The sequence below is a fragment of the Gordonia abscondita genome (assembly GCF_032711245.1).
Taxonomy (GTDB): domain Bacteria; phylum Actinomycetota; class Actinomycetes; order Mycobacteriales; family Mycobacteriaceae; genus Gordonia.
In genome coordinates this window covers 2727245-2749192 of sequence record NZ_CP128986.1, presented here as the reverse complement: position 1 = coordinate 2749192, position 21948 = coordinate 2727245, and the positions used below count along the sequence as shown (strand labels likewise).

Sequence of the window (21948 nt, the reverse complement as noted above, 5' to 3'; positions counted from 1 at the left end):
GGCGGTCGACCCACCGATGCTTGATCTCAGTATTTGGACAGCTAGTATCGTCCTATGGGAAAGGATAGCGGAATCGGCGTGCTCGACAAATCTGTGGCGGTCTTGCACACCGTCGCGGCCGCACCCCGCAACCTCAACGAGCTGTGCGAGGCCACCGGTCTGCCGCGCGCTACCGCACACCGCCTCGCGGTCGGACTCGAAGTCCACGAACTCCTCACCCGAGACGACTCCGGACGTTGGGTACCCGGTCCGGCGTTGACTCGGCTCGCCGCGACCGCCCACGATCAGGTGCGCGAAGCCGCGCTGCTGGTGCTTCCCGGGCTGCAGGAGGCCACCGGCGAGTCAGTACAACTCTATCGCCGAGAGGGCGCCGTCCGTGTGTGCATCGCGGCATCGGAGCCGCCGACCGGCCTGCGCGACACCGTCCCCGTCGGAACCCGCCTCACCATGTCGGCGGGTTCGGCCGCCAAAGTCCTCGCGGCGTGGGCCGCTCCGGATACCCGCGCGATGCTGTTGCTCGACTCTGCATACACCGAGCGGACACTCGCCGAGATCCGACGTCGCGGGTGGGCGCACAGCGTCTCCGAACGCGTCGACGGCGTCGCGAGCGCATCCGCGCCCGTCTACGACTCGGCCGGCGACGTGATCGCCGCCGTGTCGATCTCCGGCCCGATCGGCCGCCTCGGCCGCAAACCCGGCGAGAAGTACGCCGAGAAGCTGATCTCCGCGGCATCGGCCATCAGCGCACGTTTGTGAGTTACGTTCTCAGACATGGGAACCAACCAACGCGGTCAGATCGTCATGCCCGACGACGAGATCACCGCCTTCATCAATGAACACCGAACAGCAACGTTCGCCACCTACGGCAAGGACGGCATTCACCTAATCGCCATGTGGTTCGCCGTGATCGACGGCGAGATCTGGGTCGAGACCAAGGCGAAGTCACAGAAGGCCGTCAACCTGGGCCGTGACCCCCGGGTGACCGTCTCCATCGAGGACGGGATCACCTACGACACGCTGCGCGGCGTCAGCATCACCGGGCACGCCGAGATCCACGACGATCCCGAAACATGTCTGAAAGTCGGGATCGGTGTCTGGGAACGGTACAACGGGCCGTATACCGACGACGTACGTCCGGCCGTCGACGCGATGATGCACAAACGCGTCGCCGTCCGCGTGGTCGCCGATCGCGTCAGGTCGTGGGACCACCGCAAACTCGGCCTGCCCGCGATGCCGTTGGCCGGTTCGACCGCACAGTTCTACGAGCACTGAGAGTCTCGACCGCCACAACGACGAAGGTCCTCACCGGTTTCGGTGAGGACCTTCGCTCTATGTAGCCCCGACGGGATTCGAACCCGCGCTACCGCCTTGAGAGGGCGGCGTCCTAGGCCGCTAGACGACGGGGCCCTAGAACAATTCTTCAATTGTAAAGTTCGCTTATCACGCCGCGAACTTCGCTGGGGTACCAGGACTCGAACCTAGAATGGCGGTACCAGAAACCGCTGTGTTGCCAATTACACCATACCCCAAGGGATTTGACCCGGACTGCGTCGGCCACATTCATTGAACCGGCGCTTTCCTGGCCGGGGAGTACATTACCAATAACCCCACCCCTAAGTGCAAATCGTCAGGTCAAGCCTGCTTTTGCGCGGTTTCACGGGCGAGTCGCAAGCGTGCGAGGCTCTTCTCGCGACCGAGGAGTTCCATTGACTCGAAAAGCGGAGGACTGACGGCCGCACCCGTGACGCCGACACGGATCGGACCGAATGCCTTGCGCGGTTTGAGCTCCAACCCTTCCACGAGAGCCGCTTTGAGCGTCTCCTCAACGTTGTCAGTACCCCAGGTTTCCAGCGACTCGCACGCGGCGATCGCCGCATCGAGAACCGGCACCGCGTCAGCCCCGAGGTTCTTGGCGGCAGACTTCTCGTCGAAGGCGAAGTCGGCGTCGTCGATGTACAGGAACTTGATGAGCCCCCATGCGTCGCCAAGCACCTGGATGCGAGTCTGGATGAGGTCGGCCACCACAGCGAACTGCTCGTCGTCGATCGGCTCGACGAGATCGCCCCTGTCCACCAAGAACGCCCGCAACCGTCCGGCGAAGTCGGCGGGAACCAGACGACGCAGATGCTCCGCGTTGATGGCGTCGGCCTTCTTCTGGTCAAAACGCGCCGGATTCGAATTCACGTTGCGGACGTCGAACGACGCGATCATCTCGTCGAGGCTGAAGATGTCCTCGTCTCCAGAGAAGCCCCAACCGAGCAGCGCGAGATAGTTCAGGAGGCCCTCGGGAATGAAGCCGCGGTCGCGATGGTGGAACACGCTCGACTCCGGGTCACGCTTGGAGAGCTTCTTGTTCCCGTCCCCCATGACGAACGGCAGATGCGCGAACTCGGGGACCGCCTCGGCGACGCCGATCCGAATCAACGCACGGTACAACGCGATCTGTCGCGGCGTGGACGATAGGAGATCCTCGCCGCGCAGGACGTGCGTGATTTTCATCATCGCGTCGTCGACCGGATTAACCAGCGTGTACAGCGGCTGACCATTGGCGCGGGTGAGCGCGAAGTCCGGAACCGTGCCCGCCTTGATCGTCGTAGTGCCGCGCACCATGTCGTCCCACGCAAGGTCCTCGTCGGGCATGCGCAGGCGCACCACCGGTTTGCGGCCTTCGGCGCGGTATGCGGCGCGCTGCTCGTCGGTGAGGTCGCGGTCGTAGTTGTCGTACCCGAGTTTCGGGTCACGCCCGGCAGCCTTATGCCGCGCCTCGACCTCGTCCGGCGTTGAGAACGCCTCGTAGGCGTCACCGGACTCCACGAGTTGCGCGACGACGTCGAGGTGCAACTGTTTGCGTTCGGACTGTCGGTACGGACCGTACGGACCACCGACTCCCGGTCCTTCGTCCCAGTCGAGTCCGAGCCACTGCAAAACGTCGACGATGGCGTCGTACGACTCCTGAGAATCGCGCGCGGCGTCCGTATCCTCGATGCGGAACACGAAGGTTCCGCCCGTGTGGCGGGCTTGCGCGTAGTTGAACAGAGCCGTCCGCACGAGGCCGACGTGCGGGGTTCCGGTGGGAGACGGACAGAAGCGGACGCGAACGTTGTCAGCACTGGTCATGCAGGTCAGCCTATGTCATCGACCCGGCGTGGCGTCGGGCAGGTCTCGACATTATTGACTCTATTATTCTAGTTGAACTAGATTAATTATGTGCTCGTTGACATCGACCCCACCAGTGATGCGCCGATCTTCGCCCAAATCGCCGACAGCGTCCGGTCAGACGTCGCAGCCGGCCGGTCGAGCGCGGGCGACCGGCTCCCGTCCGCTCGGGAACTCGCTGCCGCGCTCGATGTCAACGTCCACACCGTCCTACGCGCTTACCAGCAGTTGCGCGACGAGGGCCTGGTGGAACTCCGCCGAGGTCGAGGCGCGGTGCTCACCGCGGCCTCCGCCACCCTGTCCGCCGTCCACGACGACATCGAAGCCCTCGCGGCGAAGGCCGCTGCCGCAGGACTGCGCCCGGAAACCCTGTCCGCACTCGTCAAGGAGGCAACCCGTGCCATCGACTGACCATTCCGCCACTCGCAGGCGACTCACGTACGTCGCCGTCGGATTCGTCACCCCCGCACTGGTCACGCTGATCGCGGTGGTCGTCCAGGCGATGGCGATAGCCGAGCTCCCCGCCGAGGTCGCCGTGCACTGGAACGCCTCGGGCGACGCCGACCGATGGGGTTCGCCGTGGACTATGGTGATCGGCGCGATCGTCGTCGGCCTCGTCTCGATCGGCGTCTCCGCCGTCAACTATCGCCAACTGCGGGAGGGCACGCCGGGCGGAACGTTTCGTTGGGTGTCCACAGCGTCCGCCGCCCTCGCCACCGCGACAGCGGTGATCTTCGCCGGGACCCTCGTCGCCCAGACTGACGGTGACACGGCCTCGCCGGTGTCGCTGATCGGCATCGCCGCGATCGCCGCACTTCTCGTCGGTGCAGTCGGCTGGTACGTCCAACCCACCGATCCGCCCGCCGAACCGGGTCGGCGCGTTGAACCGATGGGACTCGCGCCCGGCGGCCGTGCCGTCTGGCTGCACACCGTGACAGCCTCCCGCGGCATTCTGGTGGTGACCGCACTCATCTTCGTGTTCGCCCTGATCTGCATGCTGGTCGCCTGGATGAACGGCGGGTCGACCAGCGCGCTCTGGGCGGCGATCGCCATCGTCGTGATCACAATCGCCGCGATATCGACCATCGTCGCCTACCACGTCCGGATCGACTCGACAGGCCTGACAGTCCGCTCGATCGCGGGTCTCCCCCGTTGGCACGTACCCGCGCACGACATCGAGGACGTGTCCGTCATCGACGTGCGGGCGATCGGCGACTTCGGCGGCTACGGCATCCGCTTCTCGCGCGGCCGCATGGGAATCGTGTTGCGGTCGGGCACCGCCGTCGCCATCACGCGCACCAACAGCCGACCGCTCGTCATCACCATCGACGACGCCGCCACCGCAGCCGCACTACTGGCCGCAGTCTCGATGCGGGCCCGCGAACAATGACGGCACGGGACTAGTTCGCGGTCAGGAACTCGATCAACAGTCGATTGACTTCGTCCGGCCGCTCCAAGTAGCCGAAGTGGCCCGCATCGGCGATCTCCTCGTAGCGCGCACTCGGGATAGCGTCGGCGACCTCGCGTGCCAGGAACACCGGCAGCGTGCGATCGTCGGCGAATCCGACCACGAGGCACGGCCGCGTGATGCCGCGATACGCCGACAGTCGGTTCTCGTCACGCTCTGGAAGATCAAGCTGGGCGCGCAGACCCGCCGTGTGCGACTGTCCGCCGAAACCGATGATGTCGAGCCAGTCGCGTGCCGAGCGATCGTCAGCCAGTGTCGCGGGTGACAAGTTCATGTGCGCACTGAGTGCAGCGTGGAGTTCGTCGGGCAGCGTCCGCCCGGCATCGATGAGCGCCTTCTCCCCCTCGTTGTACGCGGTGATCAACGGCGTCGGACGCCCGTACGTGCCGAGCATGACGGCGGCGCGGACCAGCTCGGGGCAAGTCAACGTCAGCTCCTGCGCGATGCGCGCGCCCATCGAGGTCCCGACGACGAGCGCCGGCCCGCCGAAGTGCTCGATCACCGCAGCGGTATCGGCCACCATGTCGGCGAGGGTGAATCCCGCACCGCATTCGCTCGACGGCGCGATCCCTCGGTTGTCGAGGGTGACCACTCGGAAACCCGCTTTGACCAGGGCGGGTTGCTGATGCGCGTGCCAGACTCGGCCCGGGCTGCCAGTTCCCATCACCATCACCACGAGCGGTCCGCTGCCGGCTTCGGTGCACGACAGCGCGACGTCCCCCCGGCGGACGACGGTCGGCGCGACCCGGCCGGGGCGGGTCACTTGTCGATCACCGGATTGGTGAGCGTCCCGATGCCTTCCACGGTGACCGACACCGACTGTCCCGCGGTCATCGGGCCGATCCCCTCCGGCGTGCCGGTGAGGATGACGTCGCCGGGCAGCAGGGTCATGACCCGCGAAACCCATTCAATGATGTCGCCGACCGTGTGCAGCATCAGCGATGTGCGGCTCGACTGCTTCTCTACGCCGTCGAGTTCGGTCCGGACGACCACGTCCGAAGGATCGAAGTCGGTGACGATCCAGGGGCCGAGTGGACAGAACGTGTCGTATCCCTTGGCACGCGTCCATTGTCCGTCGTGCGCCTGCTGGTCGCGTGCGGTGACGTCGTTGGCGACCGTGTAGCCGAGGATGACGTCGGCGGCCTTCGCCGCGGGCACATCTTTGCAGGGACGGCCGATCACGACGGCGAGTTCGCCCTCGTAGTCGACGCGCTCGGACGACGGTGGTCGCACGATCGCGGCGCCCGGGCCGACGATCGATGTGTTCGGCTTGGAGAAGATCACCGGGTCCGCCGGAGCCTCGCCGCCCATTTCGGCGGCGTGAGCTGCGTAGTTCTTGCCGATCGCGATGATCTTAGTCGCCAGGATCGGGGCGAGGAGACGGGTGTCCGCCAGCTTCCATTCACGTCCGGTGAACGTCGGGTCACCGAACGGGTGCTCCGCGATCTCGCGGGCGGTCTCCTGACCTTCGGGGCCTTCGACGGCGACGAATGCGACGCCGTCCGGACTTGCGACTCGACCGAGTTTCATGCCCCGAAGACTATCGCACCGAAGTTCGTGTTCTATACTATGAAACACTAATCCCACTATTTGATACTGATATTTTGCTGCTCGACACCGGTGACCAGCAGTAGTGAACGCAGGGAGGCTTTCATGCCCGAACCGCTCTCGGTCTCGTCGACCCAGCGATGGACGATGCTCGCGAGCTCACTCATCGCAGCGATGACGACGACGTGCGCCACGTCAGGTGTCGCCTACGTCATCCCCGAACTACACAGCGAACACGGGATGTCACTTTCGGATGCGGCGACGTTGGCGGCCATCCCGACGATCGGTCTCACCCTGACGATCATCATGTGGGGCGCAGCCCTCGACCGGTTCGGCGAACGACGCGTACTGCTGGTGTCCCTGCTGATCACGCTGGTCGGCACCGTCGGTGCACTCATCGTCGCGACGACCGGTGGCGGTTTCGCGGCACTCGCCGCTCCCCTGCTGCTCGGCGGGCTGGGATCCGGCGCGGCCAACGGTGCGAGCGGACGAATCGTCGTCGGATGGTTCCCGGCGAACCTGCGGGGCACCGCGATGGGGATCCGCCAGATGGCGCAGCCGCTCGGCATCGGTGTGTGCGCGCTGACCATGCCCGTGTTCGCCCAGATCTGGGGGCTGGCCGCCGCATTCGCGGTACCCGTCGCCGTGACCGCACTCGGCCTCGTCGCGGTCGCCGTCGCCATCGTCGACCCACCACTGCCGGCGGCGACCGGATCGGCGCCCGACGCCAACCCGTATCGTCGCAGCAGCTTTCTGCAACGTGTCCACACGGTGAGCGTCCTGTTGGTGATCCCGCAGTCGATGCTGTGGACGTTCGTGCCCGCGTGGCTGATCGTTGGCCACGGGTGGTCGCCGTTGACGGCCGGCGTACTGGTTACTGTCACCCAGGTGCTCGGCGCGATCGGCCGGATAGTCGCGGGCCGCGCATCCGACGTCGTCGGCTCGCGGATGAAGCCGATCCGCGTGGTCGCGATCGCCGCGGGCGCCGGAACAGCCCTGCTGGCGCTGACCGACTGGCTCGACTCGCCGGTGGCCGCGGCCGTGATGGTGTTCGCGACCGTCAGCGCCGTCGCCGACAACGGCCTCGCGTTCACTGCGATCGCCGAGTACGCCGGGCCGTCGTGGAGTGGGCGCAGCCTAGGCGTGCAGAACACCGCACAGTACGTCGCAACCGCCGCGGGCACTGCCGGGTTCGGGCGACTCATCGACGCGACCGGCTACCCGGCGGCTTTCGGGATCGCCGCGATCGCGCCCCTGATCGCAATCGGCCTGGTCCCGAAGGACCCGGCCCGTCGTACCAACGAGTAGACCAGCCGATCTGGCAGTTTCAGCGTAGTTCTCGCCGCTTACGCGTTGGTACGACGACAAGAACGATTTACGCACATACCGGGCGAACAGGGCCGAGAATCACCCCATGGACACGGGGGTCTATTCACGAGGGCAGATGTTGGCGCGCTGGCCACGACGGGAAGTCGATCGGGCGATAGCTGACGGCCGACTGGCCAGTCTGCGCAGACGCTGGTGGGCCAGGCTCGACGCCGACCCCGACGTCGTGCGCGCTGTTCGCGCGGGCGGAGTGCTCACGTGCGCATCCGCGCTCGGAAAGCACGGGGTCTGGGTTCCGCCGACCGACCGACTCCACATCCGGGGCAACGACGCGACGTCACGCCTGCGCCCGGACTGGTGCAGGCAGCACGGTCGACAACCGGCGGAGTGCGAAGCGATCGACGATCTGCCTACCGCGCTACTACACGCGGCGCGATGTCTGCCGTCCGAGGACTTCGTCGTCATCTGCGACTCGGTCTTGAACAGGCAGTTGATGTCGGCGACGGATCTCGCCGTTCTCTTCGCTACGCACCCTAGGGGCGTCGTCCGCAGCCTCGAGCTGTGTGACGGGCGCGCCGATTCGGGGACCGAATCCATGGTCAGGCTTCGCCTGCGGGCACCGAATCTCAGCATCCGACCCCAAGTGTTCATCCCAGGCGTCGGCAAGGTCGACTTCGTCGTCGGGCGGTCCATGCTTATCGAAGTCGACGGATTCGAGTACCACGCCGACCCGCACGCCTTCGAGAACGACCGTCTCCGCGACCTCCACGCACGGGCACTCGGCTATGACCCAATCCGGCTCACCTACAAACAGGTGGTGCACCAATGGCGCGTCGTCGGCCCCCTGCTCGCGGAGATGATTCGCCGCGGCGACCACCATCGGAGGTTGGCGACCGTCGTACCAACGAGTATTGCGCGGGAACAGGCTGTTTAAGGCGAGTCCTCACGCCATACGCGTTGGTACGACGACGTGGCCTAGACGGCTGCGAGAATCCGGTCGCCGACCTCGGAGGTCGAACCGCGCGACTCGCCGCGCGACGCCACGTCGGCGGCGACGGCCTTCTCCACGCGGACTGCCCCCTCTTCGTCGCCGAGGTGGCGCAGTAACAGAGCCACCGACAGGATGGCGGCGGTCGGATCGGCCAGACCTTGACCGGCGATGTCTGGTGCGCTGCCGTGCACCGGCTCGAACATCGACGGGTTGGTGCGGGTCGCGTCGATGTTGCCGGACGCGGCCAGACCGATGCCGCCGGAGACTGCGGCCGCGAGGTCGGTGATGATGTCGCCGAACAGATTGTCGGTGACGATCACGTCGAAGCGGCCGGGATCGGTGACCATGAAGATGGTCGCGGCGTCCACGTGGAGGTAGTCGGTGGCGACCTCCGGGAACTCCGTCCCGACCTCGTCGACGGTCCGCGCCCACATCGAGCCCGCGAAGGTGAGCACGTTGGTCTTGTGTACCAACGTGAGCTTCTTGCCGCGCGACTGCGCGCGGGCGAAGGCGTCGCGGACGACGCGTTCGATCCCGAATCTGGTGTTGACGCTGACCTCGGTCGCGACCTCGTTCGGGGTGTCGACGCGGATCGCGCCGCCGTTGCCCGTATACGGACCCTCCGTCCCCTCGCGGACCACGACGAAGTCGATGGCCGGATCGCCGGCCAGCGGCGACGTGACGCCGTCGAACAGGATGGACGGGCGCAAGTTCACGTGGTGGTCGAGCGCGAACCGCAGCTTCAGCAGGAAGCCGCGTTCGAGGACGCCAGACGGCACCGACGGGTCACCGATCGCCCCGAGCAGGATCGCGTCCTGCTCACGCAGCGAGGCGAGGTCCGCGTCGGTGAGCAGATCGCCGGTCGCGTGGTAGCGGCGGGCACCGAAGTCGAACTCGGTGGTCTCGACCTCCGGGTGCAGTTTGCGCAGGACCTTCAGTGCTTCCGCGGTGACCTCGGGACCGATCCCGTCACCGCCGATGACGGCGAGCTTCATGCTGCTCATCCGAGATCGACCTGCTTGATCAGAGTGGCGGAGATCGCTTCGCCGATCGACGCGAGCAGGTCGTCGCCGAGTTCCCGGTCGACGCGCAGCAGCATCGTCGCGCCGTCGCCGTCGGCGTCCTGCGCGAGGGCAGCAGCCTCGATGTCGACGCCCGCATCGCCGAGCAGCGAGCCGACCTTGCCGAGAGTGCCCGGCTGGTCGCCGTAGCTGACGAGCAGGTTGCGGCCCTCCGCACGCAGGTCGAGATTGCGTCCGTTGACGTTGACGATTTTCTCCACGAACCGCGGACCGGTCAGGGTGCCCGCGACGTTGACGACGCTGCCGTCGGCGAACACGGCCCTCACATCCACCTGGCTGCGATGGTTCGGGCTCTCCGACTCGGTGACGACCTCGTGGGTGACACCGCGCTCGGATGCGACGGCCGGTGCGTTCACGAACGTGACCGGCTCATCGACGACGGCGGAGAACAGGCCGCGGACCGCGGACAGGCCGAGGACGTCGACGGGGCTGGAGGCCAGTTCGCCGCGGACCTCGACGGTCAGGCCGGTCGGCATACCGCCTGCGACGACGCCCGCGAGGACGCCGAGCTTGCGGGACAGCTCCAGCCACGGGGCCACTTCGTCGTCGACCGGGCCGCCGGTGATGTTGACGGCATCGGGGACGAAGTGACCGGCCAGCGCGAGCTTGACGCTCTTGGCGACGTCGGTACCCGCGCGGTCCTGCGCCTCAGCGGTCGACGCGCCGAGGTGCGGCGTGACGACGACCTGCGGCAGCTCGAACAGCGGCGAGTCGGTGCAGGGCTCGGAGCCGAAGACGTCCAGTCCGGCACCGCGCACGCGGCCCTCGGTGATCGCGGTGGCGAGCGCGGCCTCGTCGATCAGGCCGCCGCGTGCGGCGTTGACGATGATGACGTCCTTGCGCACCTTCTTCAGCTGCTCCTCGCCGATGAGACCCGCGGTCTCCTTCGTCTTCGGCAGGTGGATGGTGATGAGGTCGGCGCGCTCGAGGAGCTCGTCGAGGGGCAACAGTTCGATGCCGAGCTGTGCTGCGCGGGCCGCCGACACGTAGGGGTCGTAGGCGACGATCTTTGCCTCGAATGCGGCCAGGCGCGCTGCGACAAGCTGACCAATGCGGCCGAGGCCGACGACTCCGACCGTCTTGTCGAAGATTTCGACACCCGAGAACGACGACCGCTTCCAGGTGTGCTCACGCAGTGTCGCGTCCGCCGCAGGGACCTGGCGAGCGGTCGACATGAGTAGCGCGATCGCATGCTCGGCCGCCGAGTGGATGTTCGACGTCGGAGCGTTGACGACCATCACGCCGCGCTCGGTCGCCGCCGGGACGTCGACGTTGTCCAGGCCGACACCCGCGCGTGCGATGATCTTCAGCTTCTTACCCGCGTCGAGCACCTCGGCGTCGACAGTGGTCGCCGAACGGACCAGGATGGCGTCGGCGTCGACGACAGCTTCGAGGAGCTTCGGGCGGTCCGGGCCGTCGACCCAGCGGACCTCGACGTCGCCGCCGAGTGCTTCCACGGTCGAAGGCGCAAGTTTGTCGGCGATCAGGACGACTGGGCGGCCGGCATCGGTCACAGGTTTCTCCAGAGCTCTCGGGGACGGACGCCGTCAGGCTGCGCCGGACGACGATTCACACGCCTAGAGATTCTAGAGCCCGCAGACCCGATTCACGCATCGGCCCACCAGCGAATGTGGCGTCCGACACCCGAGGGCGGTACATTGCGAGCGTCGTATCGATTGCATCACGACCTGTGCAGGATCGCGCTCGGGGCTGGGTTCATCCAGGATCGCGCATCTAAGGTGGGGAAGTCTGCGCTACTGCGTCGGGACCCCAGGACAACACGCGAGTGGAGTGAATATGAAGAAGCTGACGATTCTCATCGCAGTCGTCACGGCTGCGATGGCGTCGCTCATCGGCATCGGGGTCGGTACCGCCGACGCCGCGGGAAAGGTCCCGCTGGGAGGGGGCTCGGGGATCCTGATCCTCAAGGGAGGCAACTCGGCTTCAGCGTGCACGGTGACCACCGTGGGACGCCCGACGTCGGGTTCGCATCGCGGCGAGTTGATCGCCGTGACGGCGGGCCATTGCGGTAAGCCGGGACAGCGGGTGCTGTCCGAGCGCTACCAGCAGCGCGGCCAGATCGGCACGTTCGCGTACAGCAGCTCGGATATCGACATCGCGATCATCAAGCTGGACGCGTCGAAGGTGAATCCGGTGCCGACCGTCAACGGTGTGACGATCCGTCGGGTCGACACCCGCGCACCGCAGTTCCCGACCGTGCTGTGCAAGACCGGCCGTACGACGGGTAAGACCTGCGGCGTCAACTGGACGTCGATCGGCGACCGCCACATCAGCCAGATGTGCGTCATCGAAGGCGATTCGGGCAGCCCCGTGGTCGTCGGCGACCGGCTCGTCGGCATGGTGAACGCGTACTACTTCCTGTCGTGCGTCGGACCCGAGACCGGAACCAGCAGCAAGGCGATCATGACGCGCCTGAACCGCCTCGGCTATGGAGCTTTCAAGCCCGTGTAGCAGACGACCGATTCGGTAGTTCGAGACAGCGGCGGCCCTCCTTGTGGAGGGCCGCCGCTGTCGTCGTGTGCACTGCCTTCGCCGCCGATCGAGCGGAGTCGCGGGTCAGCTGTGTTCGGCGAGGTGCTTACGCATGACGGAGTCGGTGTGCTTGACGGCGGGCGTCACGAACTGGCCGAGGAGTCCGCCGAGGACTCGGCCTGCCACACCGCCGGGGAGCGTGTAGTCGAACGCGATGTCGGCGCTCACCGTGCCGGGTTCGTCACCATCGGCGAAGCGCCACTGCGTGCCCGCCCCGAAGCCCTTGATCGACGTCATCGTGATGAGTTCGTTCTCGATCCATTCGGTGCACTCGACCGTCGATTCGAGTGTCTTCGGACCGACTTTGAGGACGGTCACGAACTGCGAGCCCTTACCGCTGGTCTGTTCGGTGATCGGGCGGAATTCGCTGACTCCGAACATGTACTTCGGCACATTGCGGTAGTCGTTGACGAAGGCGAACGCTGCTGCGCGCGAGCCCTCCATCGTGGCCTGGTGTCGAATCTCGGTCATCGATGCTTCTTTCGCGGTCGGAATGCGGGCGCGGCCTGCGCCGCCCGCCGGATATTACCGGGCCCGAAGGTGCGGCTACGTGTGGATCGGGCGTTCCAGCGCGCCGCGCAACGCCTGCTCGGTCTGCCGGACGGCCTGACTGACAAACGGTTCGATGATCGCAGCCAATGCTCGACCGGCCAGTCCGCCCGGCAGGCTGTAGTCGAAGTCGACGTCGACGACCGTGGAACCGCCGTCACCGTCGGTGAATCGCCAACGCGTCGTCACGTCGAACCCCGCGACCGAAGACAGCACCAGCTCCTCGTTCTCGGTCCACACTGTCACTTCGAGCTGCGCGGAGAGCGCCTTCGGCCCGACCTTCATGACAGCGTCGTATACGGTGCCGAGCCCGCGCGACCGGTCCCCGACCGGATCGAACGCGGTGACGCCGAACATCCACTGCGGGACAGTGTTCGGGTCGTCGACATAGGCGAACACCTCGCTGCGCGGCACCTGGGTGCGGACGGTGTGGTGGACTCCGGGCATCGTAAACTCCTGTCGGATGTGAGCTGTTCCACACATACCATGCCATGCCCCATTGTCACGGTTGTCGATGGCCCCGTGGTTTCGCATGAGGGGCCGCACATGCGTCAGGCCCCGCCCCCGACGGTTCGGGGACAGGGCCTGACACAGCGCCTCGGTGAGAGGCTATGCAGTCTCGGTGATCGGGCGGTCGACCCAGCTCATCAGGTCGCGCAGCTTCTTGCCGGTCACCTCGATCGGGTGCTCAGCGTTCTGCTTGCGCAGGCCTTCGAGCTCGGTGTTGCCGTTCTCGACGTTCGCGACCAGACGGCGGGTGAACTCGCCGGTCTGAATGTCGGTCAGGATTGCCTTCATGCGCTCCTTAGTGTCGGCGTCGATGACGCGCGGACCCGACAGGTAGCCGCCGAACTCAGCGGTGTCCGACACCGAGTAGTTCATCCGGGCGATACCGCCCTCGTACATGAGGTCGACGATGAGCTTGAGCTCGTGCAGGACCTCGAAGTAGGCCATCTCCGGCGCGTAACCGGCCTCGACCATGACCTCGAAACCGGTCTTGACCAGCTCTTCGGTACCACCACAGAGTACAGCCTGCTCACCGAACAGATCGGTCTCAGTCTCTTCCTTGAAGGTGGTCTTGATGATTCCCGCGCGACCGCCGCCGATGGCGCTCGCGTAGCTGAGGGCCAGAGCTTGTCCCTCACCCTTCGGGTCCTGCTCGACGGCGATCAGGCAAGGCACGCCCTTGCCGTCGACGAACTGACGACGAACCAGGTGGCCCGGGCCCTTCGGCGCGACCATCGCGACGGTCACGCTCGCCGGCGGCTTGATCAGGTCGAAGTGGATGTTGAGACCGTGACCGAAGAACAGTGCGTCGCCGTCCTTCAGGTTCGGCTCGATGTCCTCGGTGAAGATCTTGGCCTGGCTGGTGTCCGGAGCCAGGACCATGATGACGTCGGCCCAGGCGGATGCCTCAGCCGCGGACATGACCTTGAGGCCCTGCTCCTCCGCCTTGGCACGCGAGGCCGAGCCTTCACGCAGACCGATCGCGACGTCGACGCCCGAGTCGCGCAGCGACAGCGAGTGGGCGTGGCCCTGGCTGCCGTAGCCGATGACGGCGACCTTGCGACCCTGGATGATCGACAGATCGGCGTCCGCGTCGTAGAAAAGTTCGATTGCCACAGCAATTCCCTTCGAATGGTGTTTAGGTGTTGTGCTTATCGCAGCCCGGTTCGACGGCTCGCGCCGCGCCCTCGGGCGTCGTCGTCTATTGTCCCGCTAGCGGTTGGCCGACATGCTCTTGGGTCCGCGGCCGAGGGTTACTCCGCCGGATTGAGCGATCTCCCGGATGCCGTACGGGTCGAGCATCCGCAGAAGTGCCTCGAGCTTCTCCGACGTACCGGTCGCCTCGATCGTCACCGACTCGGGTGACACGTCGATCACCTTCGAACGGAAGAGGTTGACCACGTCGATGACCTCGCTGCGGTTGGTCGCATCGCTGCGGACCTTGATCATCATGAGTTCACGGGAGACCGAGTTTGTCGGCTCCTGCTCGACGATCTTGATGACGTTGATCAACTTGTTGAGCTGCTTCGTCACCTGTTCGAGGGGGAAGTCGTCGACGGTGACCATGATGGTCATGCGCGAGATCCCTTTGAGTTCGGTCGGGCCGACGGCCAGCGACGCGATGTTGAAGCCGCGGCGCGAGAACAGTCCGGAGACTCGGGCGAGCACACCCGGCCGGTCCTCGACCAGGACGCTCAGTGTGTGGGTGGTGCTCACAGCGAATCCTTCCCTTCCGTGCCTGCTTGTTCCCGGTTCCCTGCTTGTTCCCGGTTCATAGTCTCGTGGATGTCGACCGGATCGGCTGCCGCCTCGTCGTCGTCGAACAGCGGGCGGATGTCCCGGGCGGCCATGATCTCGTCGTTGCCGGTGCCAGCAGCGACCATCGGCCACACCTGAGCGTCCTTCCCGACGATGAAGTCGATGAGGACCGGGCGGTCGTTGATCTCGCGTGCCTTGGCGATCGCCGGAGCGACGTCCTCCTCCTTGTCGACGCGGATCGCGACGCAACCGAGCGCTTCGCCGAGCTTGACGAAGTCGGGGATCATCCGGCTGTGCGTCGACAGATCGGTGTTCGAGTAGCGCTGATCGTAGAACAGGGTCTGCCATTGGCGGACCATGCCGAGGTTGCCGTTGTTGATGAGTGCGACCTTGATCGGGATGCCCTCGATCGCACACGTCGCCAACTCTTGGTTGGTCATCTGGAAGCAGCCGTCGCCGTCGATCGCCCAGACTTCCTTCTCCGGAGCGGCGGCCTTAGCGCCCATCGCCGCCGGGATCGAGTACCCCATCGTGCCCAGACCACCCGAGTTCAGCCAGGTGCGGGGCTTCTCATACTTGACGAACTGAGCGGCCCACATCTGATGCTGGCCGACGCCCGCCACGTAGACGGCGTCCGGTCCTGCGGCCTTGCCTAGTTCCTCGATGACGAACTCCGGCGACAGTGATCCGTCGGACTGGCCGTCGTAGCTGAGCGGATACGTCGTGCGGAGATTATCCAAGTAGGCCATCCACGCGGTCAGGTCCGGCTTGTCGCTGCCCGTTGCGAGCTCGGCCCGCAGCGCGTCCAGCAGGTCGACGAGGACGGCTTGGACGTCGCCGACGATCGGGACGTCAACTTCGCGGTTCTTGCCGATTTCGGCGGGGTCGATGTCGGCGTGGATCACCTTGGCACCGGGCGCGAACGAGTCGAGGCGACCGGTCACCCGGTCGTCGAAGCGGGCACCGAGCGTGATCAGCAGGTCGGCGCGCTGCAGCGCGGCGACGGCACCGACGGCTCCGTGCATGCCTGGCATGCCCATGTGCAGTTCGTGGCTGTCGGGGAACGCGCCGCGCGCCATCAGGGTTGTGACGACGGGGATCCCGGTCAGCTCCGCGAGTTCGAGCAGTTCCGGCGAGGCCTCAGCCTTGATGACGCCGCCGCCGACATATAGGACCGGTCGCTTAGCCTGCTGGATGAGGCGGGCCGCTTCGCGGATCTGCTTGCCGTGTGGGCGGGTGACGGGACGGTAGCCGGGAAGGTCGAACTGCGGGGGCCAGTAGAACGTCGTCTGGGCCTGCAGGATGTCCTTTGGAATGTCGACGAGGACGGCGCCGGGACGGCCACTCTCGGCGATGTAGAACGCTTCGGCGATGATCCGCGGGATGTCGGCTGCCGAGCTCACCAGGAAGTTGTGCTTGGTGACCGGCATGGTGATACCGGAGATGTCGGCTTCCTGGAAGCCGTCGGTGCCGATGAGCGCACGGCCGACCTGTCCGGTGATCGCGACGACCGGGACCGAGTCCATCTGGGCGTCGGCGAGCGGGGTGACAAGGTTCGTCGCACCCGGGCCGGAGGTGGCCATCATGACGCCTGCCCGACCGGCGACCTGCGCGTAGCCGGTGGCGGCGTGGCCCGCCCCCTGCTCGTGGCGGACCAGGACGTGCCGGACCTTCTCAGAGTCCAGGAGCGGGTCGTAGACGGGGAGGACGGCGCCGCCGGGAATGCCGAACACCGTCTCGACGCCGAGCTCTTCGAGAGTCCGGACCACCGACTGTGCGCCCGTGACCCGCTCGGGTGCGACTACCGCGTCGCCCGATCGCATCGACTCGGTCGACGGCGACTGCGGCCGACCCCCGGATCCATGTGCTGCTGCTGGAGTACTCACTGCACGTTCCTCATCCTCTAGTGCCAGCAAAAAAGTTCTGACGGTCCCCCGCCGGCCCGGTGACCGCGAAAGCAACCGGATCCTGGCAAGAAAAAACCCTCGACAGCGTGTGCTGGTCGAGGGGCGCGTCGTGGGTGTTTCGGAAGGGTCTACGAAGTGACCGATCAGGCGTTGACGCGCCGACCGATTACTACGAGAAGCTTCTGATCCATCACGAGGAATAAAGTAGGCCTCCGATCCGACAGAGTCAAATCCACGTCGGACGACACCGAATGCCACACATGGAACAATGGTGGCCGTGACCGACTCGGTATTCGACTTCAAGATCTCTCGCCTCGCCTATGCTGGCGTGCTCCTCGCCGTCCTCCTCGTGGTGATCACGATGGGCGGCTCGCTCTGGTTCGGTTTCCTGGCAGTGGTGCCGATCGCGCTCGTGTGGTGGATCAACCGCCTGCACACGCATGTGGACTCGGACGGCATCGTCGCCGTCGGAACGTTCGGCGAACAGTCGGTGTCGTGGGACGAGGTGGCCGGCCTGCGCTTCCCGAAGTGGAGTTCGGTGCGCGCGGTGACCGTCGACGGCGACGACATCCGTCTGCCCGCGGTCGGCTTCGACGATGTACCGCAGCTCTCGCTCGCCAGCGGTGGACGTGTCCCGGACCCGTTCGCCGCCGAACGGGAAGCGCGACGCGCCGCTGCCGACTAGTCCTGGCGCACCCGCCGCAGGAGGACTGACCCGAACACAGTTAGGTACCTGCTCATGCCCGTAACCGCCCGCGATATCGCAGAGTTCATCGACTCCGCACAGCTCACGGACGCTGCCCGCGAATTGGCCGCCATGGCGTCGCAGGAAGCCGCGTCTGTGCTCGACGGCCTCGACACTCGACGCGGCACCATCGCGTTCCGTCTGCTGCCGAAGGACGAGGCCGTCCACGTGTTCGACGACATGTCGTCGAACACCCAGGCGCGTCTCATCGAAACGCTCGGCACCTCCGAAGTCGTCGACGCGTTCGACCACCTCGATCCCGACGACCGCGCGGAACTGCTCGACGAGTTGCCCGCGACCGTCGCCAAACGCCTGATCCGCACCCTCTCGGACACCGAGCGCGAGGCGACATCGGTCGTTCTCGGGTTCGGCAAGAACTCGGTGGGTAGGCGGATGAGCCCCGAGTTCGTCCACGTCTACCGCGACGACACGGTCGAGCAGGGCATCGCCCGCGTTATCGAACGCGGCCACGACGCGGAGACGATCTACACGATCCCGGTCGTCGACCACGAACGCCGCCTGCACGGTGTGGTGAGCCTGCGCGACCTACTACTGGGCGACCCCGCCGCATCCATCGAGGAGTACCGCCGCGCCCCCGTCTACACCCATGCGACGACGTCGGCAGAGGTGGCGGCACACCGGTGCGTCGACCTCAGCCTGCCCGCGATGCCCGTCGTCGACAACGAAGACCGCCTGATCGGCATGCTGACCCTCGACGACGCGGCCGATGTGGTGGCCGCAGCCCGCGACGAAGACGCCGCCCGAGCCGGTGCCCACGAGATGCTGAAGACGCCGTACCTCCAGTCGTCGGTGTTCACGATCACGCGGGCCCGTGTGGTGTGGCTGTTCGTCCTCGCCATCTCCGCGATTCTGACCGTCAACGTCCTCGAAGTGTTCGAGGGGACGTTGGAGCAGAAGGTGGCGCTCGCCCTGTTTATCCCGCTCTTAACCGGCATCGGCGGCAACACCGGTTCGCAGGCCGCGACGACGGTGACCCGAGCCCTCGCCATGGACGAAGTCCGGGCACGCGACGTGCTGCGGGTCGCTGGCAAGGAGGCGCGTGTCGGCGTGACCATGGGCCTTGCTCTCGGCGTGGTGGGTTTCGCCGTCGCGTCCGTCGTCTACGACACCGAGATCGGCACGGTCATCGGTGCGACCATCGTGTCGATCTGCGTCGTCGCCGCGACCGTCGGCGGCATCATGCCGTTGGTCGCGAAGACAATTCGGGTCGATCCCGCCGTCTTCTCCACACCGTTCATCTCCACGTTCTGCGATGCGACCGGCCTGCTCATCTACTTCACGATCGCGAAGACTGTCCTCGGCATCTGACGCGGCGCTCGGAATGCCGCCACCCGCCGGGGCGCTGCACCCTCCGAGGTCTACGTCGCCTAGCGGGCGCGTAAACTCGTAGGACACCTGATCACAGCCCCTGACCGGGTGAGCAATCGACGTCTTTAGCGAGGATCTAACATGCCAGCCCTTCGGTCTCGCACCACCACGGTCGGCCGCGAAGCGTCCGGCGCACGCGCGCTGTGGCGTGCCACCGGAATGACCGACGACGATTTCGGTAAGCCGATCGTCGCCATCGCCAACTCGTACACCCAGTTCGTCCCCGGACACGTGCACCTCAAGGACGTCGGCGACATCGTCGCCGAGGCCGTGCAGGCCGCGGGTGGCGTGGCGAAAGAGTTCAACACGATCGCCGTCGACGACGGCATCGCGATGGGCCACGGCGGCATGCTGTACTCGCTGCCGAGTCGCGAGATCATCGCCGATTCGGTCGAGTACATGGTGAACGCGCACACCGCCGACGCACTGGTCTGCATCTCGAACTGCGACAAGATCACGCCCGGCATGCTCAACGCGGCGATGCGTCTGAACATCCCGACCGTGTTCGTCTCCGGCGGACCGATGGAGGCTGGCACGTCGGTCGTCATCAACGGCGTCGTCCACCCGGGCACCGACTTGATCGACGCGATCTCCGCGTCCGCCGACAGCAACGTCAACGACGAGGAACTCCTCAAAGTCGAGCAGGCCGCCTGCCCCACCTGCGGTTCATGTTCGGGAATGTTCACCGCCAACTCGATGAACTGCCTGACCGAGGCTCTCGGTCTGTCGCTGCCCGGCAACGGTTCGACCCTGGCCACCCAGGTGGCCCGCCGTGACCTGTTCACCAGGGCCGGTCACATGGTCGTCGACATCGCCAAGCGGTACTACCACGACGACGACGAATCCGTCCTGCCGCGCAATGTCGCCACCCGCGAAGCGTTCGAGAACGCGATGGCCCTCGATGTCGCCATGGGCGGTTCCACGAACACAGTCCTGCACATCCTGGCGGCCGCGCAAGAGGGAGAAATCGATTTCGACCTCGCCGACATCGACCGCATCTCGCGCAGTGTCCCGTGCCTGGCGAAGGTCGCCCCGAACTCGCCCGACTACTACATGGAGCACGTGCACCGCGCGGGCGGCATCCCCGCGATCCTCGGCGAGTTGAACCGCGGCGGGCTGCTCAACACGAACACCCATCCCGTCCACGCCGGGTCGCTCGACGAGTTCCTCGCCGACTGGGACATCCGGAGCGGCACCACCACCGACCAGGCGATCGAGCTGTTCCACGCCGCGCCCGGCGGAGTCCGCACCACCGAACCGTTCTCCACGTCGAACCGGTGGGACTCGCTCGACACAGATGCCGCCGACGGCTGCATTCGCGACGTGGCGCACGCTTACACAGTCGAAGGCGGTCTGTGCGTGCTGCGCGGCAACTTGGCGCCAAACGGTGCCGTCTTGAAGACCGCAGGCGTCGACGAGGCGCTATGGCATTTCCAGGGCCCGGCGCGTGTCGTCGAAAGCCAGGAGGACGCCGTCCACGCCATCCTGTCGAAGGAACTCCAGGCCGGTGAAGTGCTGGTGATCCGTTACGAGGGTCCCGCGGGCGGACCGGGCATGCAGGAAATGCTGCACCCGACCGCCTTCATGAAGGGGACCGGCATGGGCCGCAAGTGCGGGCTCGTCACCGACGGACGATTCTCCGGCGGTTCATCGGGCCTCGTCATTGGCCACGCCTCGCCCGAAGCTGCCGCAGGCGGCGATATCGGGCTCGTCGAGAACGGCGACGAGGTCCTCATCGACGTCAAGACGCGCACCCTCAAGATGCTCGTCGACGACGAGACGCTCGCCGACCGTCGCGCCAAGATGGAGGCCTCCGAGCATCCGTGGGCTCCCCGCGACCGTGAACGCACTGTCAGCAAGGCGCTGCGCGCCTACGCGAAGCTCGCGTCGTCCGCCGACAAGGGCGCCGTCCGCGTCGTCGACTGACCGACCCGAGCGGCAGATCAGTTAGTTGACTTGTTCAGGTCCGACTTCTCGAGAATCGGCGTGAACTGGTCGATGACCCAGAGCAGGCTCCGCGGTCCTGCGACGTTGGACGCGTTGGCGAAGGTGGTGCCGAAGATGTGGTCGGTGCCGTTCTTCGTCGCGGGCAGTGCGGCGTACCGTGGGTCCGCCTTCAGTGCCTGCTCGGTCTTGGCGTCGCGGACGTACACGCTGAGGACGTCGCCGTTCATCTGATCGAGGTTCTCCAGCGAGACGTTCGATCCGCCGATCACCTGGTTCGCGGCCGGTTTGAGTCCGAAGCCCTCCAGCCACGCGCCGCTACCGAACGCGAACTGGGTGCCGTCGAACGATCCGTACTCGTAGGTCTTACCCTGCACGCCAGGCAGTTTCGCGCGCGACGCCGCATAAGCGTCGTCGACCTGTTTGATGGCTCCGTCGATCGATTCGCTCGTACCGGTGAGTTGTCCGAGCGCCTTACCTGTGGTCCGCCAGTCGTCGACACCCTTCGACACACCGACGAACGTCGGAGCGATCTGCGAGAGCTGTTTGTACATGTTCTCGTCGACGGCGAACGAGTTGGCCAAGATCAGGTCCGGCTGGTACGCCGCGATGGCTTCGGCGGACGCTTTCCATTCCGCGGTGACGACGTTCGGATCGTAGGTGCCGATGTCGGCGCCGTTGAGCCACGGGTAGTCATTCACCAGCCCCTCCTGGTCGGACGGCCACGAGTTGCCGGTTGCGGAGAACGCGACCGGGTGGACGTCGGTGAACGACAGGAAATCCGACCAGGCTCCACCGCCGAGCGCGACGACGCGCTCGGGCTTCTTGCCCACCGTGATCTCGCCGTAAGCCGTGTCGACGGTGACCGGGAAACCGCCCGATCCAGTCGACGCGGCGTCGTCGGTGGCGGTCGAATCGTCGGATCCGCAGGCCGCGATGGCCAGCACCGCGGCGAAGAGGACGGCGAACAGCGACGCCGCGCGACGCCGGTTCACCGATCGTGTTGTGGTCGTCATGTGTGTTTT

The 21948-nt window shown here is 66.1% G+C and carries 21 protein-coding genes and 2 tRNA genes; 10 read left to right on the top strand and 13 right to left on the bottom strand.

From position 1 onward, the window contains the following. The first annotated feature begins 54 nt into the window (after positions 1-54). On the top strand, positions 55-756 hold the full coding sequence (locus MP11Mi_RS12970; protein ID WP_420039322.1) for an IclR family transcriptional regulator: 702 nt from the start codon (positions 55-57) through the stop codon (positions 754-756). A 15-nt stretch (positions 757-771) separates the two neighbouring features. Next, positions 772-1272, top strand: a complete 501-nt coding sequence (locus MP11Mi_RS12965; RefSeq protein ID WP_420039321.1) for a pyridoxamine 5'-phosphate oxidase family protein — start codon at positions 772-774, stop codon at positions 1270-1272. A 62-nt stretch (positions 1273-1334) separates the two neighbouring features. On the opposite strand, the gene MP11Mi_RS12960 is transcribed toward MP11Mi_RS12965, so the two are convergent. The 3 genes from MP11Mi_RS12960 to gltX form a co-directional block, all read right to left on the bottom strand. Beyond that, positions 1335-1407, bottom strand: a tRNA-Glu gene (locus MP11Mi_RS12960). Positions 1408-1457: 50 nt separating this feature from the next. Continuing rightward, positions 1458-1529: transfer RNA gene (locus tag MP11Mi_RS12955), tRNA-Gln, on the bottom strand. A 103-nt stretch (positions 1530-1632) separates the two neighbouring features. Next, a complete protein-coding gene (gltX, locus tag MP11Mi_RS12950; RefSeq protein ID WP_420039320.1) occupies positions 1633-3117 on the bottom strand; it encodes a glutamate--tRNA ligase in 1485 nt (494 codons plus the stop codon). Positions 3118-3207: 90 nt separating this feature from the next. Between gltX and MP11Mi_RS12945 the strand changes: the two genes are divergently transcribed. Both MP11Mi_RS12945 and MP11Mi_RS12940 read left to right on the top strand, forming a co-directional pair. Continuing rightward, positions 3208-3567: a GntR family transcriptional regulator gene (locus MP11Mi_RS12945; protein WP_420039319.1), complete on the top strand. Its 360-nt coding sequence runs from the start codon at positions 3208-3210 to the stop codon at positions 3565-3567. Continuing rightward, a complete protein-coding gene (locus MP11Mi_RS12940; RefSeq protein WP_420039318.1) occupies positions 3554-4546 on the top strand; it encodes a DUF1648 domain-containing protein in 993 nt (330 codons plus the stop codon). The genes MP11Mi_RS12945 and MP11Mi_RS12940 overlap by 14 nt, the downstream gene beginning before the upstream one ends. A 10-nt stretch (positions 4547-4556) precedes the next feature. On the opposite strand, the gene MP11Mi_RS12935 is transcribed toward MP11Mi_RS12940, so the two are convergent. After that, the gene (locus MP11Mi_RS12935) at positions 4557-5387 is read right to left on the bottom strand and encodes an alpha/beta fold hydrolase (RefSeq protein WP_420712787.1); all 831 of its coding nucleotides are present in this window, start codon (positions 5385-5387) and stop codon (positions 4557-4559) included. After that, a complete protein-coding gene (locus tag MP11Mi_RS12930; protein ID WP_420039317.1) occupies positions 5384-6154 on the bottom strand; it encodes a fumarylacetoacetate hydrolase family protein in 771 nt (256 codons plus the stop codon). Before MP11Mi_RS12930 ends, MP11Mi_RS12935 begins: the two co-directional genes overlap by 4 nt. Before the next feature lie 123 nt (positions 6155-6277). On the opposite strand from MP11Mi_RS12930, the gene MP11Mi_RS12925 reads away from it, so the two are divergent. After that, positions 6278-7480: an MFS transporter gene (locus MP11Mi_RS12925; RefSeq protein WP_420039316.1), complete on the top strand. Its 1203-nt coding sequence runs from the start codon at positions 6278-6280 to the stop codon at positions 7478-7480. A 106-nt stretch (positions 7481-7586) separates the two neighbouring features. After that, positions 7587-8432, top strand: coding sequence for an endonuclease domain-containing protein (locus MP11Mi_RS12920; RefSeq protein WP_420039315.1), 846 nt, complete (start codon positions 7587-7589; stop codon positions 8430-8432). A 41-nt stretch (positions 8433-8473) separates the two neighbouring features. Here the strand turns inward: MP11Mi_RS12920 and MP11Mi_RS12915 are convergent, their stop codons facing one another. Continuing rightward, the gene (locus MP11Mi_RS12915) at positions 8474-9484 is read right to left on the bottom strand and encodes a 3-isopropylmalate dehydrogenase (RefSeq protein WP_420042092.1); all 1011 of its coding nucleotides are present in this window, start codon (positions 9482-9484) and stop codon (positions 8474-8476) included. 5 nt (positions 9485-9489) lie between these two features. Continuing rightward, a complete protein-coding gene (gene serA / locus MP11Mi_RS12910; RefSeq protein ID WP_420039314.1) occupies positions 9490-11085 on the bottom strand; it encodes a phosphoglycerate dehydrogenase in 1596 nt (531 codons plus the stop codon). A 283-nt stretch (positions 11086-11368) separates the two neighbouring features. On the opposite strand from serA, the gene MP11Mi_RS12905 reads away from it, so the two are divergent. Beyond that, a complete protein-coding gene (locus MP11Mi_RS12905) occupies positions 11369-12043 on the top strand; it encodes a trypsin-like serine protease (protein WP_420039313.1) in 675 nt (224 codons plus the stop codon). A 105-nt stretch (positions 12044-12148) separates the two neighbouring features. On the opposite strand, the gene MP11Mi_RS12900 is transcribed toward MP11Mi_RS12905, so the two are convergent. The 5 genes from MP11Mi_RS12900 to MP11Mi_RS12880 all read right to left on the bottom strand — a co-directional run bounded on the left by MP11Mi_RS12900 (position 12149) and on the right by MP11Mi_RS12880 (position 16824). Then, a complete protein-coding gene (locus tag MP11Mi_RS12900; RefSeq protein WP_420039312.1) occupies positions 12149-12595 on the bottom strand; it encodes an SRPBCC family protein in 447 nt (148 codons plus the stop codon). Positions 12596-12670: 75 nt separating this feature from the next. Beyond that, complete coding sequence (locus MP11Mi_RS12895; RefSeq protein ID WP_420039311.1) at positions 12671-13120, bottom strand: SRPBCC family protein; 450 nt, start codon at positions 13118-13120, stop codon at positions 12671-12673. Between the two features lie 162 nt (positions 13121-13282). Next, positions 13283-14296, bottom strand: coding sequence for a ketol-acid reductoisomerase (ilvC, locus tag MP11Mi_RS12890; RefSeq protein ID WP_420039310.1), 1014 nt, complete (start codon positions 14294-14296; stop codon positions 13283-13285). 96 nt (positions 14297-14392) lie between these two features. After that, a complete protein-coding gene (gene ilvN / locus MP11Mi_RS12885) occupies positions 14393-14896 on the bottom strand; it encodes an acetolactate synthase small subunit (RefSeq protein ID WP_420039309.1) in 504 nt (167 codons plus the stop codon). Next, positions 14893-16824: an acetolactate synthase large subunit gene (locus MP11Mi_RS12880; RefSeq protein WP_420039308.1), complete on the bottom strand. Its 1932-nt coding sequence runs from the start codon at positions 16822-16824 to the stop codon at positions 14893-14895. The genes ilvN and MP11Mi_RS12880 overlap by 4 nt, the downstream gene beginning before the upstream one ends. A gap of 289 nt (positions 16825-17113) precedes the next feature. Here MP11Mi_RS12880 and MP11Mi_RS12875 point away from each other — a divergent pair, with 289 nt between their 5' ends. From MP11Mi_RS12875 to ilvD, 3 genes are all read left to right on the top strand, one after another. Next, complete coding sequence (locus MP11Mi_RS12875; RefSeq protein WP_420039307.1) at positions 17114-17530, top strand: PH domain-containing protein; 417 nt, start codon at positions 17114-17116, stop codon at positions 17528-17530. A gap of 54 nt (positions 17531-17584) precedes the next feature. Then, entirely contained in the window at positions 17585-18919 is a 1335-nt protein-coding gene (gene mgtE, locus MP11Mi_RS12870; RefSeq protein WP_420039306.1) for a magnesium transporter, read from the top strand. A gap of 141 nt (positions 18920-19060) precedes the next feature. After that, complete coding sequence (ilvD, locus tag MP11Mi_RS12865) at positions 19061-20905, top strand: dihydroxy-acid dehydratase (RefSeq protein WP_420039305.1); 1845 nt, start codon at positions 19061-19063, stop codon at positions 20903-20905. Positions 20906-20922: 17 nt separating this feature from the next. On the opposite strand, the gene MP11Mi_RS12860 is transcribed toward ilvD, so the two are convergent. Next, on the bottom strand, positions 20923-21939 hold the full coding sequence (locus tag MP11Mi_RS12860) for an ABC transporter substrate-binding protein (protein WP_420039304.1): 1017 nt from the start codon (positions 21937-21939) through the stop codon (positions 20923-20925). Positions 21940-21948: the final 9 nt, after the last annotated feature.

Coding starts and splice junctions, on each gene's coding strand:
- MP11Mi_RS12860 (WP_420039304.1), bottom strand. CDS start 21,939: ATGACGACCACAACACGATCGGTGAACCGGCGTCGCGCGGCGTCGCTG.
- mgtE (WP_420039306.1), top strand. CDS start 17,585: ATGCCCGTAACCGCCCGCGATATCGCAGAGTTCATCGACTCCGCACAG.
- MP11Mi_RS12970 (WP_420039322.1), top strand. CDS start 55: ATGGGAAAGGATAGCGGAATCGGCGTGCTCGACAAATCTGTGGCGGTC.
- MP11Mi_RS12900 (WP_420039312.1), bottom strand. CDS start 12,595: ATGACCGAGATTCGACACCAGGCCACGATGGAGGGCTCGCGCGCAGCA.
- MP11Mi_RS12925 (WP_420039316.1), top strand. CDS start 6,278: ATGCCCGAACCGCTCTCGGTCTCGTCGACCCAGCGATGGACGATGCTC.
- ilvD (WP_420039305.1), top strand. CDS start 19,061: ATGCCAGCCCTTCGGTCTCGCACCACCACGGTCGGCCGCGAAGCGTCC.
- MP11Mi_RS12920 (WP_420039315.1), top strand. CDS start 7,587: ATGGACACGGGGGTCTATTCACGAGGGCAGATGTTGGCGCGCTGGCCA.
- gltX (WP_420039320.1), bottom strand. CDS start 3,117: ATGACCAGTGCTGACAACGTTCGCGTCCGCTTCTGTCCGTCTCCCACC.
- MP11Mi_RS12930 (WP_420039317.1), bottom strand. CDS start 6,154: ATGAAACTCGGTCGAGTCGCAAGTCCGGACGGCGTCGCATTCGTCGCC.
- MP11Mi_RS12875 (WP_420039307.1), top strand. CDS start 17,114: ATGGTGGCCGTGACCGACTCGGTATTCGACTTCAAGATCTCTCGCCTC.
- MP11Mi_RS12905 (WP_420039313.1), top strand. CDS start 11,369: ATGAAGAAGCTGACGATTCTCATCGCAGTCGTCACGGCTGCGATGGCG.
- MP11Mi_RS12965 (WP_420039321.1), top strand. CDS start 772: ATGGGAACCAACCAACGCGGTCAGATCGTCATGCCCGACGACGAGATC.
- MP11Mi_RS12915 (WP_420042092.1), bottom strand. CDS start 9,484: ATGAAGCTCGCCGTCATCGGCGGTGACGGGATCGGTCCCGAGGTCACC.
- MP11Mi_RS12895 (WP_420039311.1), bottom strand. CDS start 13,120: ATGCCCGGAGTCCACCACACCGTCCGCACCCAGGTGCCGCGCAGCGAG.